General features: G+C 34.4%; 19 protein-coding genes and 2 tRNA genes. 3 read left to right on the top strand and 18 right to left on the bottom strand.

Going from position 1 to position 15,000, the window contains the following annotated elements:
* Nucleotides 1-11: 11 nt before the first annotated feature.
* The 3 genes from Q8N37_04475 to Q8N37_04465 form a co-directional block, all read right to left on the bottom strand.
* The gene (locus Q8N37_04475; GenBank protein ID MDP3057737.1) at nucleotides 12-719 is read right to left on the bottom strand and encodes a serine protease; all 708 of its coding nucleotides are present in this window, start codon (nucleotides 717-719) and stop codon (nucleotides 12-14) included.
* Nucleotides 720-740: 21 nt separating this feature from the next.
* Nucleotides 741-811, bottom strand: a tRNA-Gln gene (locus Q8N37_04470).
* 4 nt (nucleotides 812-815) lie between these two features.
* On the bottom strand, nucleotides 816-1,529 hold the full coding sequence (locus Q8N37_04465; GenBank protein MDP3057736.1) for a hypothetical protein: 714 nt from the start codon (nucleotides 1,527-1,529) through the stop codon (nucleotides 816-818).
* Nucleotides 1,530-1,732: 203 nt separating this feature from the next.
* Between Q8N37_04465 and Q8N37_04460 the strand changes: the two genes are divergently transcribed.
* Nucleotides 1,733-2,308, top strand: coding sequence for a metal-dependent hydrolase (locus Q8N37_04460; protein ID MDP3057735.1), 576 nt, complete (start codon nucleotides 1,733-1,735; stop codon nucleotides 2,306-2,308).
* 59 nt (nucleotides 2,309-2,367) lie between these two features.
* Here Q8N37_04460 and Q8N37_04455 read toward each other — a convergent pair whose 3' ends face one another.
* From Q8N37_04455 to Q8N37_04435, 5 genes are all read right to left on the bottom strand, one after another.
* Entirely contained in the window at nucleotides 2,368-3,309 is a 942-nt protein-coding gene (locus Q8N37_04455; GenBank protein ID MDP3057734.1) for a permease-like cell division protein FtsX, read from the bottom strand.
* Nucleotides 3,310-3,417: 108 nt separating this feature from the next.
* Nucleotides 3,418-4,101: a cell division ATP-binding protein FtsE gene (gene ftsE / locus Q8N37_04450; GenBank protein MDP3057733.1), complete on the bottom strand. Its 684-nt coding sequence runs from the start codon at nucleotides 4,099-4,101 to the stop codon at nucleotides 3,418-3,420.
* 22 nt (nucleotides 4,102-4,123) lie between these two features.
* The gene (prfB, locus tag Q8N37_04445; protein ID MDP3057732.1) at nucleotides 4,124-5,221 is read right to left on the bottom strand and encodes a peptide chain release factor 2; all 1,098 of its coding nucleotides are present in this window, start codon (nucleotides 5,219-5,221) and stop codon (nucleotides 4,124-4,126) included.
* A gap of 73 nt (nucleotides 5,222-5,294) precedes the next feature.
* A complete protein-coding gene (locus tag Q8N37_04440; GenBank protein MDP3057731.1) occupies nucleotides 5,295-5,717 on the bottom strand; it encodes a hypothetical protein in 423 nt (140 codons plus the stop codon).
* 128 nt (nucleotides 5,718-5,845) lie between these two features.
* Nucleotides 5,846-5,916, bottom strand: a tRNA-Thr gene (locus Q8N37_04435).
* A gap of 394 nt (nucleotides 5,917-6,310) precedes the next feature.
* On the opposite strand from Q8N37_04435, the gene Q8N37_04430 reads away from it, so the two are divergent.
* On the top strand, nucleotides 6,311-6,574 hold the full coding sequence (locus Q8N37_04430) for a hypothetical protein (GenBank protein MDP3057730.1): 264 nt from the start codon (nucleotides 6,311-6,313) through the stop codon (nucleotides 6,572-6,574).
* 85 nt (nucleotides 6,575-6,659) lie between these two features.
* A complete protein-coding gene (locus Q8N37_04425; GenBank protein MDP3057729.1) occupies nucleotides 6,660-7,091 on the top strand; it encodes a hypothetical protein in 432 nt (143 codons plus the stop codon).
* Between the two features lie 63 nt (nucleotides 7,092-7,154).
* Here the strand turns inward: Q8N37_04425 and Q8N37_04420 are convergent, their stop codons facing one another.
* The 10 genes from Q8N37_04420 to Q8N37_04375 all read right to left on the bottom strand — a co-directional run bounded on the left by Q8N37_04420 (nucleotide 7,155) and on the right by Q8N37_04375 (nucleotide 14,933).
* Nucleotides 7,155-7,550 (bottom strand): hypothetical protein, encoded by a 396-nt coding sequence (locus tag Q8N37_04420; GenBank protein MDP3057728.1) that lies wholly within the window; start codon nucleotides 7,548-7,550, stop codon nucleotides 7,155-7,157.
* A 170-nt stretch (nucleotides 7,551-7,720) separates the two neighbouring features.
* Nucleotides 7,721-8,113 carry a cupin domain-containing protein gene (locus tag Q8N37_04415; protein ID MDP3057727.1) on the bottom strand — a complete coding sequence of 131 codons (393 nt, stop codon included), beginning with the start codon at nucleotides 8,111-8,113 and terminating at the stop codon, nucleotides 7,721-7,723.
* 26 nt (nucleotides 8,114-8,139) lie between these two features.
* Entirely contained in the window at nucleotides 8,140-8,790 is a 651-nt protein-coding gene (locus Q8N37_04410; protein ID MDP3057726.1) for a DUF1648 domain-containing protein, read from the bottom strand.
* A gap of 45 nt (nucleotides 8,791-8,835) precedes the next feature.
* Entirely contained in the window at nucleotides 8,836-9,141 is a 306-nt protein-coding gene (locus tag Q8N37_04405) for a hypothetical protein (GenBank protein ID MDP3057725.1), read from the bottom strand.
* Nucleotides 9,142-9,382: 241 nt separating this feature from the next.
* Nucleotides 9,383-9,952: a hypothetical protein gene (locus tag Q8N37_04400; GenBank protein MDP3057724.1), complete on the bottom strand. Its 570-nt coding sequence runs from the start codon at nucleotides 9,950-9,952 to the stop codon at nucleotides 9,383-9,385.
* A 518-nt stretch (nucleotides 9,953-10,470) separates the two neighbouring features.
* Nucleotides 10,471-11,187 carry a nuclease-related domain-containing protein gene (locus Q8N37_04395; protein ID MDP3057723.1) on the bottom strand — a complete coding sequence of 239 codons (717 nt, stop codon included), beginning with the start codon at nucleotides 11,185-11,187 and terminating at the stop codon, nucleotides 10,471-10,473.
* 97 nt (nucleotides 11,188-11,284) lie between these two features.
* Nucleotides 11,285-12,949: an AIPR family protein gene (locus Q8N37_04390; GenBank protein ID MDP3057722.1), complete on the bottom strand. Its 1,665-nt coding sequence runs from the start codon at nucleotides 12,947-12,949 to the stop codon at nucleotides 11,285-11,287.
* A gap of 101 nt (nucleotides 12,950-13,050) precedes the next feature.
* Nucleotides 13,051-13,821, bottom strand: a complete 771-nt coding sequence (locus Q8N37_04385; protein ID MDP3057721.1) for a hypothetical protein — start codon at nucleotides 13,819-13,821, stop codon at nucleotides 13,051-13,053.
* 9 nt (nucleotides 13,822-13,830) lie between these two features.
* Nucleotides 13,831-14,220, bottom strand: coding sequence for a hypothetical protein (locus tag Q8N37_04380; GenBank protein ID MDP3057720.1), 390 nt, complete (start codon nucleotides 14,218-14,220; stop codon nucleotides 13,831-13,833).
* Nucleotides 14,217-14,933: a site-specific DNA-methyltransferase gene (locus tag Q8N37_04375; protein ID MDP3057719.1), complete on the bottom strand. Its 717-nt coding sequence runs from the start codon at nucleotides 14,931-14,933 to the stop codon at nucleotides 14,217-14,219. Before Q8N37_04375 ends, Q8N37_04380 begins: the two co-directional genes overlap by 4 nt.
* Between the last annotated feature and the right edge of the window lie 67 nt (nucleotides 14,934-15,000).

The following is a 15,000-nucleotide window of genomic DNA, read 5'->3' as shown; positions in this document are numbered from 1 at the left end:
TTTTAGAAAAATTAATTTATCCTAATTCCTCTATGTTTAATAAAATCCAAGACTAAATTACTTCTTATAACTACCGCATTTTCAACAGAAATAGTTCGTCCATTCGCTCCAGTACTTTGACGTGGAGGCATGACAGATCCCTGAATACCTACTAAAGTTCCAGTTGTATCAAATACCGGACCACCGCTCATTCCAAACAGTCCAATATCTCTTACAATAAAACCATCATGAAGACGAATTTTTCCTGCACCATTATCTGAATTAGCTTTTATATAATCTAAAATAAAAGATGGCTGAAAGTATCTTCTAACCCCCATAAGTTCTAATCCACCCTGACTATTGTTAGTAATTTGAGCTAAAGGATACCCCCCAATACAAATAGTTCTTCCAATATCAACTAATTTTGATGATAATCGAAAAAAAGTATCCGTTTTTTTCTTAACTCTGCCAATATAAATATCATTTGAATCATCTCTAATAATTTCCTCAATTTCTATAGGTGGACTTTGTAAATCTGTTGGTAGCTTTCCAAAATAAAAATATTTCGGATTATTGGTAGTATTATCAAAAACATGTGCAACAGAAATAAAATTACCATTAGAACTTATAAAAAAACCGGTACCCGCCACATTAACTATCATTTGCGAAGATGTAACTTGCTCTACGCGAAATATTGGAAACATTGCCTTACTTGCAATTTTTATAGCATTTACAAACATAAATAATTTTTAAAAATAATGCTGGGAGACTAGGAATCGAACCTAGATTAATGGGTTCAGAGCCCACTTGCCTACCTTTAGCAGATCTCCCAATATTTAATACTGCCTGAATTTTATCAATTCTTTAATTTTATAAACTTCTTCCTTTTTTGAAACTTGGATCTGATGTGTGCTTCTGTGGGGATGAAAACCTAAAATTTTTAACGCGCCATAAACATTATCCAATAAAGTTTTATTCCAATTACTAAACAAAAATTTATAAGTACAAGTCGGCTTATGGACGCAAAAAGAACCTTCCGCTTCATATAGCCCTCGTAAATATCCTATTAAAACCTTTCTATCGGCACTTATCCATTCAGGAATTTTAGCAACTAAATCTTTACGATTTCCTACCGGTATTTTTAGTCTTTTGCTAATAAATTTCTCGTAAATACTTATTCGTACACAATTTGCGTTTTTGATTTTCTCGCAATAAGGTTTTTTTTTGATTACTTTTTCGATAAGGCGAGCATATCTATTAATAAACCCCTTGTTTTTTGAATGTGACGATATGGTTAGTCGCTCAGTCCTTGGAAATGATTGTATGTGCCCGTCACCTAAAACAACCCCTATAAGCTCTGCCAAATCTTCGTTTTTTTCAAAATCAGGATATTCGCTTTTTAATAAACCTTTCTCTACGTTCTTTTTTCTCCAATCGGCAAAATTATCTATTTTCTTTGCCTTCATCGTCTTGGAAATCTTCAAAACTGACAGATTGTTCTCTTTTGTAAAACCCTTATTCCAAGGGTTTTTTCTTGTTTGCATGGTCATAAGATAATTCTATCATTTTCCGATGAACAAAGCAAGAAACTTTCCTACCAGTAGACGAATATAAATAAAATTAATACTAATTAGGGTTTAACTTAGTTATTCTACCCAAAAATCGCAAAAAAATCAAGGCCTGTGCCGCAATAAATTTCTTGTTAAGATTTCCTTAAAATGGTATATTGATTCTATAATCTTTTTTGAATCTTATGAATTTTTTCTCGCATATATTTTGGACTTGGGCAGTATTTAAAACCCTAAAAGAAAAACTTAAAAAACCGCTGAATCTTAAATTGGCGGTATTCTGGGGAGTATTTCCCGATCTTTTCGCTTTTGCTATTCCTATCGCCTGGCTTATAATTGAATTAATGTTCGGGAAAATTTCAATTTCGGATCTGCCGGGTCCGGAAAAAATCGAGCCGCCTCAACAAAACTTCAATTCTATCTTATTGCTTGTCTCAACGCTTTATTCTTTCAGCCATAGCTTTGTTATTCTTCTTGCCGTCGCTATAGTTTGGACGGCAATACTTTATTTTAAACGAAAAATTCCCGCCACCTCCGTTTCACAAATTTTACCGATTGAAATGGGCGGCTGGATACTCCATATTTTAATTGATATTCCCACTCATTCTTCAGCATTCTATTCAACCCCATTTCTTTGGCCGATCTCTGATTTTAAAATTAACGGCCTGTCGTGGGGCACGCCGTGGTTTTTAGCGTTAAATTATCTCGTAATTTTTATCGTTTACTTTGCATATTTAAGAAAGAAAAAAGCAAGCGCATAAAATACATTTTTAAAAATACAAAAACTCGCTTATTGGGCGAGTTTTATTTTTTTCTAATTTTATATTTTCATATACTTCCGCAAGGCGATCAAACTGCTCAAAACCCCGATCGCCACACCCACTACCAGCTGTATCCCGAAAATAAGCAAGAAATTATGTTTAAAATATTCAGTCAAAGAACCCTGGAAAAAACCGGCCAATGAACCGCCATACAGAAAACCTTCAATATTTTTCACTTCTTTTGTCAAAAAGATCATACCCGCAAGAATCAATATGGAGAGAAAACTTCCTATTACGCCATAAAGAGCCCCTTCAATTATAAAAGGCAGCTGAATATACCACTTCCCCGCTCCCACTAAATTCATGATTTTTACCTCCTGCTTATAATTATACATCGTAAGCCTGATCGCGTTAAAAACCACGAAAAGCGAGATAATCACAAAAACCAAAATAATTATTGCTCCGTCTTTCTGGGCAGTCTTGGTAATCAACGATAACTTATTAATTTGTATTTCATTCTCGTCAAAGCTGACTTTCTTGATCGTGTCTTTGAAACGCGGATCGGTAAGAAATTCATTGATTTTTCCATATTGATCGATATTTTTTGCCTTAACGCTTAAGCTGGCAAAAAGCGGATTTTCGTCCAGTTCTCCGATGCCTTGGCTGATAACCGAATTATCCGAATACTGCGCCTTGAAATTATTCCAGGCTTCGTCTTTTGATGTATAAAAAACCTCCCTTACTTCCGGCAAAGCGGCTACCTCGTCTTTAACTTTTAAAATATCCGCCTCCGGAGCTTCGGAAATAAAATAAACGCTGATATCGATCTTGGTCTTGAAATTTTCAACCAAACTGTTCCCTAAAAATGACAGAATAACCAAAATACTGATCGACAAAAGAGTGACGGTCATAATGCCGGTCGTGGCAATATTTATCGAGCCATTGCGCCAAAAATTAACGATAGCGGTTTTAAAAACTCTTTTTAATTTTGTAAAAAACATAGAGTTTAATTTTTTAATTTCTAATTTTAAGTTATCTAATTTCTAAATTGAAAATTTGGTCATTGAACATTCATTGAAAATTGAGAATTGTAAATTGAACATTGTTTACTATATTATATATTTTCCATTCGTCGCCTGGTCTTGCACAATTCTTCCTTTATCCAGAGTGACTACCCGCTTATTCAGAGAGTTCACTATCTCCCGATTATGAGTGGCGAGAATAACCGTCGTTCCCAGCTCATTGATCTTGACCAGAAGCTTGACGATCTCCCATCCGTTCAAGACGTCGAGATTTCCCGTCGGTTCGTCCGCGATCAAAATGATCGGATGATGCACGATCGCGCGCGCGATCGCCACCCTTTGCTGCTCGCCGCCTGACAATTGATGAGGAAAACAGCTGTCTTTTTCTTTTATGCCGACAATATCGAGAGCGGTTGAAACGCTTTTATTTATTTCTATTTCCGTTTTGCCGAGAACCTCCAGCACAAAAGCCACGTTTTCAAACACAGTTTTTGTGTTTATTAATTTAAAATCCTGGAAAACCATCCCGATATTGCGCCTCAATGTCGGTAAGGACGATCTCTTGATCTTGCTTAGCATCAGCTTGTCGAAAAATATTTCTCCCTTTGTCGGCTTCTCTTCCATAATCATCAATTTGAGAAGCGTAGTTTTTCCCGCTCCCGATTGACCGACAATTGAAACAAACTCCCCGCGATCAATCGTCAGGTTGATGTCTTCGAGAGACATGACATCATTCATGTAATTTTTCGTAACCGCCTGAAAAATAATCATATATGTTTATTACTGATCGGACTTATTTTTTACTGCTATAACGCAAATACGCTTCGATAAAATCAATTATATCTCCGTCTAATACTTTTATCGTATCGGATGTTTCGTGCCCCGTGCGATGATCTTTGACCATTTTATAAGGATGCAAGACGTAGCTTCGGATCTGATTTCCCCACTCGGCGGACTTGAACTCTCCGCGAATTTTTTTCTTTTCCGCCTGACGAGCTTCCAGATATTTTTGATGCAGTTTGGCACGCAAGATCTTCATCGCCACTTCCCTGTTTTGCGCCTGGCTTCTTTCACTCTGCGACGCCACCACCAGACCAGAAGGAATATGCGTAAGCCGGATTGCCGATTCGGTCTTGTTCACATACTGTCCGCCCGGACCGGAAGATTTAAAAGTATCTATTTTGAGATCTTTGGGGTCGATCTTTATTTCCGCGATCTCTCCGATCTCCGGCAAAACCTCAACCAGGGCAAACGATGTGTGCCGCATCGCATCCGCGTTAAAAGGAGAAATCCTGACCAAGCGATGCACTCCGGCTTCCGAACGCAAATATCCATAAGCGTAAGGCCCACTAACATCAATTACCGCGCTTTTGACCCCCGCCTCTTTTCCCCTGCTCTCGTCAATAACTTTCGCTGAAAATCCCATTTTTTCAAAAAACCGCAAATACATTCGAAGAAGCATTTCGGCCCAATCCTGCGCGTCTGATCCTCCGGCTCCGGCATGGATCGCCATGATCGCCGAGGATGAATCATATTTTTCCTTGAACAATGTCTTAAATTCAAAAGCCTGAAATTCTTTTTGAACGCTCGCGAAACGTTTTTTAATATCTTTTTCCAGATCTTTATCCGGCGTTTCTTTGACCAAAGCGATTAATTCCTCAAGTTCCTCGAGCTCGGTTTTTAAATTTTCAAAACCGCTTACTTCTTTTTTCGAAAATTCGATTTTTTTCAATGTTTCTTTCGCTTTCGCCTGGTCTTGCCAAAAACCCTGATCCTCCGTATCCAGCCCTAATCCGACGATCTCCGCTTTTAGTTTAGGAAGATTAAGAATAATCGCCAAATCGCCAAGTCTTTTTTGAAATGCCTTGATCTGAGATAAAATTTCTTCCATATGGATGCTTCCTCTTTATGATTATACCACAAAAAAACAAATTAAGAAAATACGCTGTTTTAAAATTTATTTTTTAAGAAATCGCGTTATTCTCTCTCGCCTCTTTTCTCACGATCCTCCAATGATAAAGATAAAGCGGCAAACCGATCAAGATCATCGCGAATGAATTTGACGCGGTGCTCTGGCGGCTGCTCGCGAGATAGTCAATATTTTTTTGGTTTTCGTTCCAATATTTAAATTCAGTAATCCAATTATTGAGGGCAATTTTCTGCTCCGGAGTTATCGTTTCCGAATATTTCACTTCGTCTGTTTTTTGATTGATCGTGATCGGCGGATAGGGCGGCATATTTCTATAGTCTTGCGGTTGATCCGCTTTTTTAAAAACGTACATTTTAAGGCCTAGATCCAAGAGCCGCACCGCTCCAAAGGTCACTAGCACTAATCCAACTAAAGCGAATGCGTAAAGATAAAGGATTCTCACGCTTGGTTTTTCCATAGTTTTGGTTTTACAGTTAACAATTAAAAATTAATTTTACCAGAGGCGAAGGCGAGAGTCGAACTCGCGACCTCTGCTTGGAGTTTATACCCCGAGGGGTAAAAGCATTGCCCTTTATAATTAAACCGAGCCCTCTGTCAGAATCGAACTGACGTCCATGGTTTACGATACCATTGCTTTACCACTAAGCTAAGAGGGCATTGATTCATTCTATTTTTATATCATATCTTATATTCCCTGCCAAATCAAGACTTTAAAAAATAGCGACCTGCCACCCTTGACATTTTTAAAAATAGCGGTATAATAATTTCGTTGTTCCTTTAAAACAGCTTTTTTATTTTCTTCTAATGAAAAACGGAGGGGTTGGAAGCGAATAAATTGAGCTAAAAAGAACAATAAAATTAAAGGAGAGGATTAAAATTAAGAAAAAGGAAGCAAATATTGTTTTTGGATGCGCCGATGACCGCCTGAAAGGGATAAACACCATATCAATAGTAGATACTTTTTTTACAACAAAAAGGCCAACTGTTGTAATCTACTGGCCAGGAGCGCACTGTGACTTAATTAATGCACCTCCGGAAGTAGCAGAATTTATGCTAAATAGATTATTAATATTCTTTGAAGAAATGACAATCGTTGAAGCAATTGAATGGCAGCACGAATGGTGTTTAATATATGAAAAGCTTCTGGGTCATGTGTCTCCCAAAAAAATGTATAGAAAACAAGTCGAGGATGCGAAAGGGGTAACAAAAAGAATAAACGAAACCAGCCCTGACACTATAAATACAGTGTTGTATGGGCAAAGTAATGGTCCAAATAATAAGAAGAAAAAATTCGAGTTTCATAAAGTAAAATAAACTAGAAAAAACATTCTTCTTATTTTTTTTGACATTTTTCCAAAAATTTACTATACTTATTTATATTTAACTTTAATTTACTCAAATGTCTCACACTTGTAAAAACTTATTGATCCGCTGCATGGATTTCCGCTTAAATAACGCGATAGATGAATGGGTTGACAAATCCGGCCTTTTTGAAGGCGGACATGATGTAATTTCTTTGGCCGGAGCAAGCAAAGTACTGGCTGACGGTAGCGAAGAATTAAAAAATAATCTTCTTAGTAATGTCGCGGTTTCCACCGAACTTCACCAGGCGGAAAAAGTTATAATTTGCCATCATAGCGATTGCGGCGCTTACGCCCAAAGCTACCATTTCAACTCTCCCGCCGAAGAAAAAGAAAAACAAATCGAGGATATGGAAGAATCACGCAACGCGATCTTGAAAAAATATCCAAATATTAAAATTACATTAGTTTGGGCTGACCTCAAAGACAGTCGTGGCGTAAAGATTGATTTTGAAATATTTGAAGAGTAATTTTTACACAATAAAAAAACAACCGAAATTTACGGTTGTTTTTTGTTTTCGCTGTTTAAAAGTTTAAATCTCGCTTACCGGATGCTTGCTTTCGTTTTTCTTGAATTTCACCGACCAAACCGGTTCGTAAAAATTGCCATATTCATCCTTCACTTCCACTGTATCCCCTTTCATCAAAGACGAAATTGCGATGTCGCCGATCATTTCTTTTTGGCCTTTAAGCTCAAGATCCAAATCCTCGATCTTTTGATACATATCGCCAAGTTCTTTCTTGATAATCGTTTCGGCTTGTTTCTTTTTCTCCCTCAAAGATTTCATTTCCTCTGAAATTTTTCGGTGATTATCCGAATTTTCCAAAGCGTCTCTGTAGGCGCCCTTGGCATTCTTCTGCTCTTTTTTTATCTGGCTGATGCGATTAAATGCTTCTTGTATGCTTGGCAACCCATTAGAAATTCCCATGTTAATTGCTTTATTAAAATATTAAATCGCGCTAAAAATAAATTGCATATTTCTAACGGGTTAAATATTTGAAAATAGTTAATATTAAAACATTTTACTATAATAGCACAAATTCGGGAAAATTAAAAGCGCCGGCGCGACGCCGGCGCTCGTGATCCATTCGTTTTTTTTTATTCAGTCGTTTTTCCGTCAAATTCCGGACCATCGGCTTCCGCTTTGGTCGCGCGGACAATTCCATCTTTGTGGTGCGCCGGCGAATAAATAGTATAAAGCTTCAGATCTTCCACGCCGGAAATATTGATCACATTATGATTTGCTCCGGCCGGCACCACGATCACCGTGCCGTCGCGAACATCATATTCGTTTCCATCAATGATCACCTTGCCTTGTCCTTTTTCAAAACGAAAGAACTGATCGTTGTCCGGATGCGCTTCCATGCCGATTTCTTCCTGCGGTTTCAAAGACATCAGCACCAACTGGCTGTGCTTTCCGGTATATAGCACCTTGCGAAAATTATTGTTTTCCAAGGTGGCTTTTTCGATATTCGCTCTAAATCCTTTCATATTTTTAATTATTTAAAAAATTAAAATTATTTAACGAAATGATTTCCCGCTTCTTTCCTGTATTCCCAATACGAATACAGAAACAAGTAAACACTGGAAAAAATTATCGGAATGATCAATAAGAATATCGCGTATTTTCCAAATAAAATCGCAAACAATGCCACTACTCCCGCCGCTTTATAAAGTTTCGCTCCGAGCTTATGCGTTTTATCCCATACCCTGTCGCTCGACAGCGTCCAGGGCGTCCTGATGCCGATAAACCAGTTCCTCTTGGCCTTCTCCATCATAACTCCAAGATAATAAAACAGCAAGCCCATAGCCGGCAAAAGCGCCGTAGTCATATTAAATCTAATTCCCAAATTCCATGCGAGAGTTAAGGCGTGAACATAAAACAAAAATACCAGCAAAAAAACAACAAACCCGTCGTAATATTTCCGGAATTTCTCAATATTGGATTTCAAAGGATCTATTTTTGGGATCAAAAGAAAAAGTCCGAGCAAAAAAAGCAAAAGATAAGGCACGAAAAATAAACCAAAAATTTTCGGCATATAGCCATTGACTTCGCCGGCCGCGTTCCAGTGCGTAGCCATTTTTTCCGGCATCGCCTGATAAAGCGCGATTCCCACGACAAAAGAAAGCAAAATTATTCCCCACATGATTGATTGTGTTTTTTTCATAATTTATCTATTTAAATAAGCAGACACCGACCGCTCGTTTATATTTTAATATGTAAATCCATATTTCTTTTTTTCCGCTTCGTTCGCCATAAGAACTCCAACGCAACTTTTAACGGTTAAACGATCTATTGGCTCCATATATTGAAGTTCTTCTTTGATATACGCACTTACTTCCGCTTGTTCCATATCTTTTATTTCATTGAAAAAACCTTCCCATATAAAAACATTTCCCTTTTTGTATTTTTCTTCAATTACGGCCATTTGTTCTTCTGTTTTTCTAGTCATCTCCAAATAATTATTCTTATGGTATTCTTCGTTTGTAAAAAATTTTTCACTTTCATTTGTCTCCATGTTTTTTAAAATTAATCATTGCTAAATTTCCACCGCCAAATATTTCCCAAAGCAAAACTAAATATCCGCGCCATATGAATTTTTTAACGATAAGTTAAATTAGAAACTTTTGGCAAAAAATCACCGCCGAATTTTGTGTCTGTCGGCAAACAAGCAAACGCTTGAATTATCTTGACTTATATAAAAATACAATGCGCTAACTGAAAATTTATGCTATGGCAAGAAAATTCAGTTATGGTTATTAAAGCTTGAAATGTTGACGGATTGCTCCATCCCCTTCTATTTCCGAAGCTATAATTAATTTCATTTCTTCAAAATTAAACCCAAAAAAATCTCTTAAAATCCCCGCTTCTTTCTCAAAATTATACGGACAAACCCAAACGCTTTTTTGAAGCTGATACAATCCAAGCTCCTTTATCTTGCCTCTCAGCGCTTCTCTTTTTATTTTTTGCTTATCTTTTACGTCAAAGATCATAATTCTCCACTTGCCATCCCATTTTTCCGGTTTTGTTATCTTGAGATCGTCAATCCAGTATTTTTTAACCTTCTTTTTTCCTTCCTCGGTCAGAGACACATATAACTGATTACCTTTGTATTCCATATTGATCAGGCCGGAACTTTTAAGATAGTTAAAAGAATTTAAAAACTTTTTCTTATTCTTGTATTTTTTCCACTCAAAGGAAGCCCGTTTCAGTATCTTGGGCAATATTTTTTGAACAAAATTCGGCGAAGTGGCAGCTATCGCAACCGCGCCGCCTAATAATATGCCTTTTAAAATTATCTTGGAAGCTTTTATAGCTTTTTCTTTCATTTTATTTAATTCTTTGCTTAATTCTGTTTTTGTGAAAATTATACCACCGTATCGCTATGTCTTTTCCTTACGACATCTTTTTTATATTATAACTGAATTTTTATGCTATAGCAAGAAAAATCAGTAGTAATAATAATGATTTTTTAAAAAAACCCGGCCGCGATGGAAAGATACCAACTGAAAAATTATGCTATAGCAATATAAGTCAGTCGATGGATAAAAATATTAACTCAGTTTAAATAATTAAAAAAATCTTGAATTAATTATTTGGTGAGGGATAAATTTTCGCTGTGCGCTTCCGAAGCTTTCTTGACCTTCCGTAGCTTTACTGCGTCCTTCTGAAGCCTTTGGCGAAAGAGGAGCGTAGGAGGTAAGCGAAGGAGTGCCATCGCCAAATATTTCCCAAAGCAAAACTAAATATCCGCGCCATATGAATTTTTTAACGATAAATTAAAATTGATCCTAATTTTTATTATATATTTTCCACCATTCACGCGAACTAAAGATGCGTGTGATAATTATCTTTTCGACTCTTTATATTCCCGCATCAATTTTATAATTTTACCTTGTAATTCTTTATTCAGTTTTTGATTTATGTTTTGCTTTAATAATATCAATAATTCTTCTGGTCTCAAGACATAAACATCTCCTATTTTTTCACCTGTTTCCAAATTAGATCCAAGACCTGAGAATACTAAAACCGGATGAACATATTGAAATTCATTAATTTTTTCCTTGATAATATTACGAATAAATACAGAATTTCGTTTAACCTGCTTTAAATAATCCTTGTCAAAAAGTTTAAAGTTACAAAGCAAACTATCTTTTTTAACATCATAAGTTATTTTCCCTGTAGTATTTTTTACTTCAATACAAAAAACTCCATTATCGTTCACAATTAAAAAATCGGCATTGCCATACTCTAATTTTATATCATCAATGTATTCAAAACCACAAAAACTCTTGTTCTGATCTAAAAATTCCTTAAAATATTTTTCTCCCTGAAAACCTTTACTATAATCCCTAGATTTTTTTACAAATTTATCTCTTTGTAAAACTAAAAGCATAGATACTATTCCCAAGAAAATTCCAGCTATAAAGAAACCATACAAACTATCTAAAGAATTATTTTTTCCAATAAAATAACCAACTAAAAAAGAAACGAGAACAATAAGTATCAATATTTTTTCCGCCTTTTTGTCAAATTTTTCAGCCTGCTTTTTAAGAAATTGCATGTCTATAATAAAAATTAATTATTATTAAATTTTCACAACAAGATTTCGTGTGCTGTTTCTACTTGATATTAAATAAAGTACTTGACGCCTTTGCCTTTTAATAATTAGAAATATAATTTTCGATCATTTCTTTAAGCTTATTACCCTTAAAGAAATCGCCATGAAAATATTTCGCATTTTCTTTTTTTTCTTCCTCGATGAATTCTTTAATTTTTTTAACAACAATAAAATAATTGTTAAAAATTTTATTTCTATTTTTGTAATCAATGGATAATCCATTTTTTTCTGATATTTTTTTCAAAAAATATAGAATATAATAAGAGCCATATAAAACATAAGACTCTTTTTCTATTTTTTGTTCACTTTTCATTTTGGATATTTTAACCCTTTTTTTATTTTTCTCGCCTTCGATTTTATCAAAAAGCAGAAAAGGTAAGAGAATCTTTTCTGCAGTTAAATCATCAGTAAACACTTCTTCGTATTTATCGCTAAATATTAATTGTTTTTTATTTTTGGCTTCTGCTGGCATTTCACTATAAAATGCCATTAAAACCTGTCCTATTTTTTCAGAATCCAAACGTTTATTTTTGGATTTATCTTTATAATAATTTTTCTTTCTTTCATAAAAATAACCTTTTTGCAAAAGTTCGCTTTCTAATTTTTTCTGCATATAATCGTTCGATCTTATATCTCTACTCTTAACTGGATTTTGACTATTTGTGTACTCTGCTATTTGTTGTGATAGTTCTAAATTTTTTGTTTCATAAATTCTTAATAAAAGAGTAATGCTTTTCATTGCTTCTTTATCCTCTTTGTATGCATCATACAAAGAATGAATTGTCTGTCCTCCATTAACTATTTGAATATTTGTTAGTTCTATCAAAGGTGCTCTCTGGGAAGGCGTATATGTAAAACTATCGCAGGTCAGAGTAATACCATTATTAAAATAAAAGAATTTATAATTATTTGCTTTATCTAAAGCGGTATCTTTTATACTTCTATTTATTCTAGTCCTTGCCTGTAAATAAATTCTTACATTATCGTTTAAAATATCCTCCTTTATTTTACCACTTGTTTCGTCCTTAACCAAACTTAATAATTCATCAGCATCAACATTTGCTATTAACGCTCTTACGGTTCCATCAATCCTAGAAAAATAATTTGTATCTATTGCTTTTATTTTTCCATCTATCTGCTTTTTCCCTTTATTAAGAATTAGGGCAACAAAATTATTTATATTATAATATTCTATTTGGAAATTTTGATAAGAATTAATTTGTTGTTCAAAACGATCTTGTTGTGCTTTTATTAAATTATTCTCTAAGTTTGAACACAAGCAAATCACGAATTTGGGATTTTCATTTTCAAATATATTCCATATGTGCTTAATTTTTTGATATAATATAGGGTTAACGTATTTCTCTAAATTTTTTTCTTTATGTAAAATATCTTTAATTGTATTGAAAATTTTATCTATCTCGACTGCTGGAAAATTACAGTTAATACCTCCATACTTTGTTTTATATTTAAACTGAAAGAAATAAATTTTTGCAGGAGATAAATGTTCATCTATATAGACTGCATCAATTCCACCATCATTTCCACCATCGGTTATAGAATCTTTCATTTCATCTTCTTGCAAGCTTAAAATTGCATCCAAGGCAAATAAAGGAAAGGCCGTAGCTAGATTTTGTAATTTATAATCTTTTTTATACTTCTCAATGTAGGTGTTTAAAAGTGAAAAATCCTGTAATGTTGCCATAAATTATTTAATTAATTTTAACAATTTTAAAAAACATGATCTTCCAATCTTCTTTTTTTAATCTTACTAAAACCTTTTTCCGCAATAGTCTACTCTAAGCTTTATTTATCCTTAATTCTAAACTTACCAGATTTTACTAACCTGATACTATTGTAATTTTTTGGATCTTCAAACTCAAACTGCCATATAGAATAAACATCTTCGTTGTGATTTTTATCGAAGAAAAGTGTAATAACTTTTTTCTTTGTTTTTTCCTGCCATTGCCTAAACGGATAATAAAGTTGGCGAATAATAACATTTATCGCACTAAAATTTTTTGCCTCAATCAACACGACTTGATTTTTTCCCTCATAACCAGCGTCAACTTCTGTTTGCACGCTTGATACTTTAATCTGTTGTTTTCCGACAAAAAAATCAAAATCTGGAGTATATTTTCTACCCCTTATAGTTAATACCAGCGACGGATCGTTTGTAAATGTTCGTATTAAACTAGCGGCGTAAGCATAATCAAGGTGCTGCATTTCTGAATTACCAACCTTTGTTGTGTCAGGTATAAAGTCGAGTTTTGAAGGATAAATCGATACTTCTTTTTTAATATCCGGAATATCAATATATCCCTCACCCCTAATAATATTATAGTAACCATTTTTTACGGGAAGCAAAAAAAGATTATGTTTCTGAAAAATGTCTGGTCTGTCTTCTCTACTATCTTGCTTGCATAAAATACGAATCTCTTTTTCACTAGTTTCCTTAAATCTTTGGCAAGCTTTTTTAATTTGCATTGCTGAAAGTGAAAATGGCGATTCATTAAAATCATGATCTAGAATTTTATAATCATCAAATATTTTTTTCCAAGATCTACCGTTTGCCATATTTTTAATTTAATTATTATTTTCTATTATTAAAACTTCTTTATCGTCAATTTTATAATCATAACCCAACAATATCTTTTGTTCGTTATTCAGTACAGTAGTATCTAATAAAATATCATTTGAATAAAAATTCTTTTCAATAATTTTACCACCATCCTCTATGTAGTTTAATGCAATTTCTTTATCATATGTCCAACTCACAATATACGATGTATCTTTATTGTACTTATTTATTCCTCTAAAAAGTTTTATTTTTTCCTTTCTTTTAAATTGGAATAAAAATGTAATAACTTTTTTATTTGGAAAATTCCAAGGAGGTTCATAGGCAGACTGATGAAAGTATTTATAAGTCCATCCTGATACATAACCTGGTATTTTTATAGAATGTGTATTTTTCATTTTGGCTTTTTATTTTTCAAATTTTTATCTAACTCCTCGAATCGTTTTATTGATACATCTAAAAACTTTTTATCAAGATCTATACCAATAAATTTTCTGCCGAACAAATATGCCGCAATCCCCGTTGTTGAACTTCCAGTAAAAGGATCGAGAATAAGATCGCCTTTGTTTGTGCTTGCTAGCACAATTCTTTTTAATAAATCTTCGGGTTTTTGCGTTGGATGCTTACCAAACTTCTTTTCGATTGGTTTAGGCGTTCCCATGGACCAAACTGAACGCATTTGAAGTCCCGGCTTCTTTAGCGCATCTTCCGGCCAAGTACCATTTTTCATTAAATCATAATTAAAAATATGCTTTGCTTTTTTATCTTTTCTAGCCCAAATAAGTGTTTCGTGACTAGCAGTAAAAAAACGGCAACTAAGATTCGGCGATGCATTCGGTTTAAACCACGCAATATCATTAAGAACATGGAATCCCGCGACTTGAAGCGCAAATCCGCATTGATAAATCGAGTGATAAGTTCCACTAATCCAAAGCGTGCCTTGCGGCTTTAATACACGTCTGACAGCTTGTATCCATTCGAGGTGAAATTCAAAATCTTTCTTCAGTCCATTACTTTTATCCCATTCGCCTTTATTTACACTAACGCGCCGCCCGGCGTGAACAGTGAAACCACCGTTAGAAAGAAGATAAGGCGGATCAGCGAAAACCATATCAACTGAATTTTCAGGAAGCGCAACGAGAATATTCAAACAATTTGCTTGATAAAGCTTAAACCCT

This window comes from bacterium (assembly GCA_030693205.1).
Lineage (GTDB): Bacteria > Patescibacteriota > Minisyncoccia > JAHIHE01 > JAHIHE01 > JAHILZ01.
This window is presented reverse-complemented; position numbering and strand designations above follow the sequence as displayed.

Bases quoted from the DNA above. Each gene is read 5' to 3' on its own strand.
- Q8N37_04475 (MDP3057737.1), bottom strand. From the start codon at position 719: ATGTTTGTAAATGCTATAAAAATTGCAAGTAAGGCAATGTTTCCAATA.
- Q8N37_04465 (MDP3057736.1), bottom strand. From the start codon at position 1,529: ATGACCATGCAAACAAGAAAAAACCCTTGGAATAAGGGTTTTACAAAA.
- Q8N37_04460 (MDP3057735.1), top strand. From the start codon at position 1,733: ATGAATTTTTTCTCGCATATATTTTGGACTTGGGCAGTATTTAAAACC.
- Q8N37_04455 (MDP3057734.1), bottom strand. From the start codon at position 3,309: ATGTTTTTTACAAAATTAAAAAGAGTTTTTAAAACCGCTATCGTTAAT.
- ftsE (MDP3057733.1), bottom strand. From the start codon at position 4,101: ATGATTATTTTTCAGGCGGTTACGAAAAATTACATGAATGATGTCATG.
- prfB (MDP3057732.1), bottom strand. From the start codon at position 5,221: ATGGAAGAAATTTTATCTCAGATCAAGGCATTTCAAAAAAGACTTGGC.
- Q8N37_04440 (MDP3057731.1), bottom strand. From the start codon at position 5,717: ATGGAAAAACCAAGCGTGAGAATCCTTTATCTTTACGCATTCGCTTTA.
- Q8N37_04430 (MDP3057730.1), top strand. From the start codon at position 6,311: ATGCTAAATAGATTATTAATATTCTTTGAAGAAATGACAATCGTTGAA.
- Q8N37_04425 (MDP3057729.1), top strand. From the start codon at position 6,660: ATGTCTCACACTTGTAAAAACTTATTGATCCGCTGCATGGATTTCCGC.
- Q8N37_04420 (MDP3057728.1), bottom strand. From the start codon at position 7,550: ATGGGAATTTCTAATGGGTTGCCAAGCATACAAGAAGCATTTAATCGC.
- Q8N37_04415 (MDP3057727.1), bottom strand. From the start codon at position 8,113: ATGAAAGGATTTAGAGCGAATATCGAAAAAGCCACCTTGGAAAACAAT.
- Q8N37_04410 (MDP3057726.1), bottom strand. From the start codon at position 8,790: ATGAAAAAAACACAATCAATCATGTGGGGAATAATTTTGCTTTCTTTT.
- Q8N37_04405 (MDP3057725.1), bottom strand. From the start codon at position 9,141: ATGGAGACAAATGAAAGTGAAAAATTTTTTACAAACGAAGAATACCAT.
- Q8N37_04400 (MDP3057724.1), bottom strand. From the start codon at position 9,952: ATGAAAGAAAAAGCTATAAAAGCTTCCAAGATAATTTTAAAAGGCATA.
- Q8N37_04395 (MDP3057723.1), bottom strand. From the start codon at position 11,187: ATGCAATTTCTTAAAAAGCAGGCTGAAAAATTTGACAAAAAGGCGGAA.
- Q8N37_04390 (MDP3057722.1), bottom strand. From the start codon at position 12,949: ATGGCAACATTACAGGATTTTTCACTTTTAAACACCTACATTGAGAAG.
- Q8N37_04385 (MDP3057721.1), bottom strand. From the start codon at position 13,821: ATGGCAAACGGTAGATCTTGGAAAAAAATATTTGATGATTATAAAATT.
- Q8N37_04380 (MDP3057720.1), bottom strand. From the start codon at position 14,220: ATGAAAAATACACATTCTATAAAAATACCAGGTTATGTATCAGGATGG.
- Q8N37_04375 (MDP3057719.1), bottom strand. From the start codon at position 14,933: ATGGTTTTCGCTGATCCGCCTTATCTTCTTTCTAACGGTGGTTTCACT.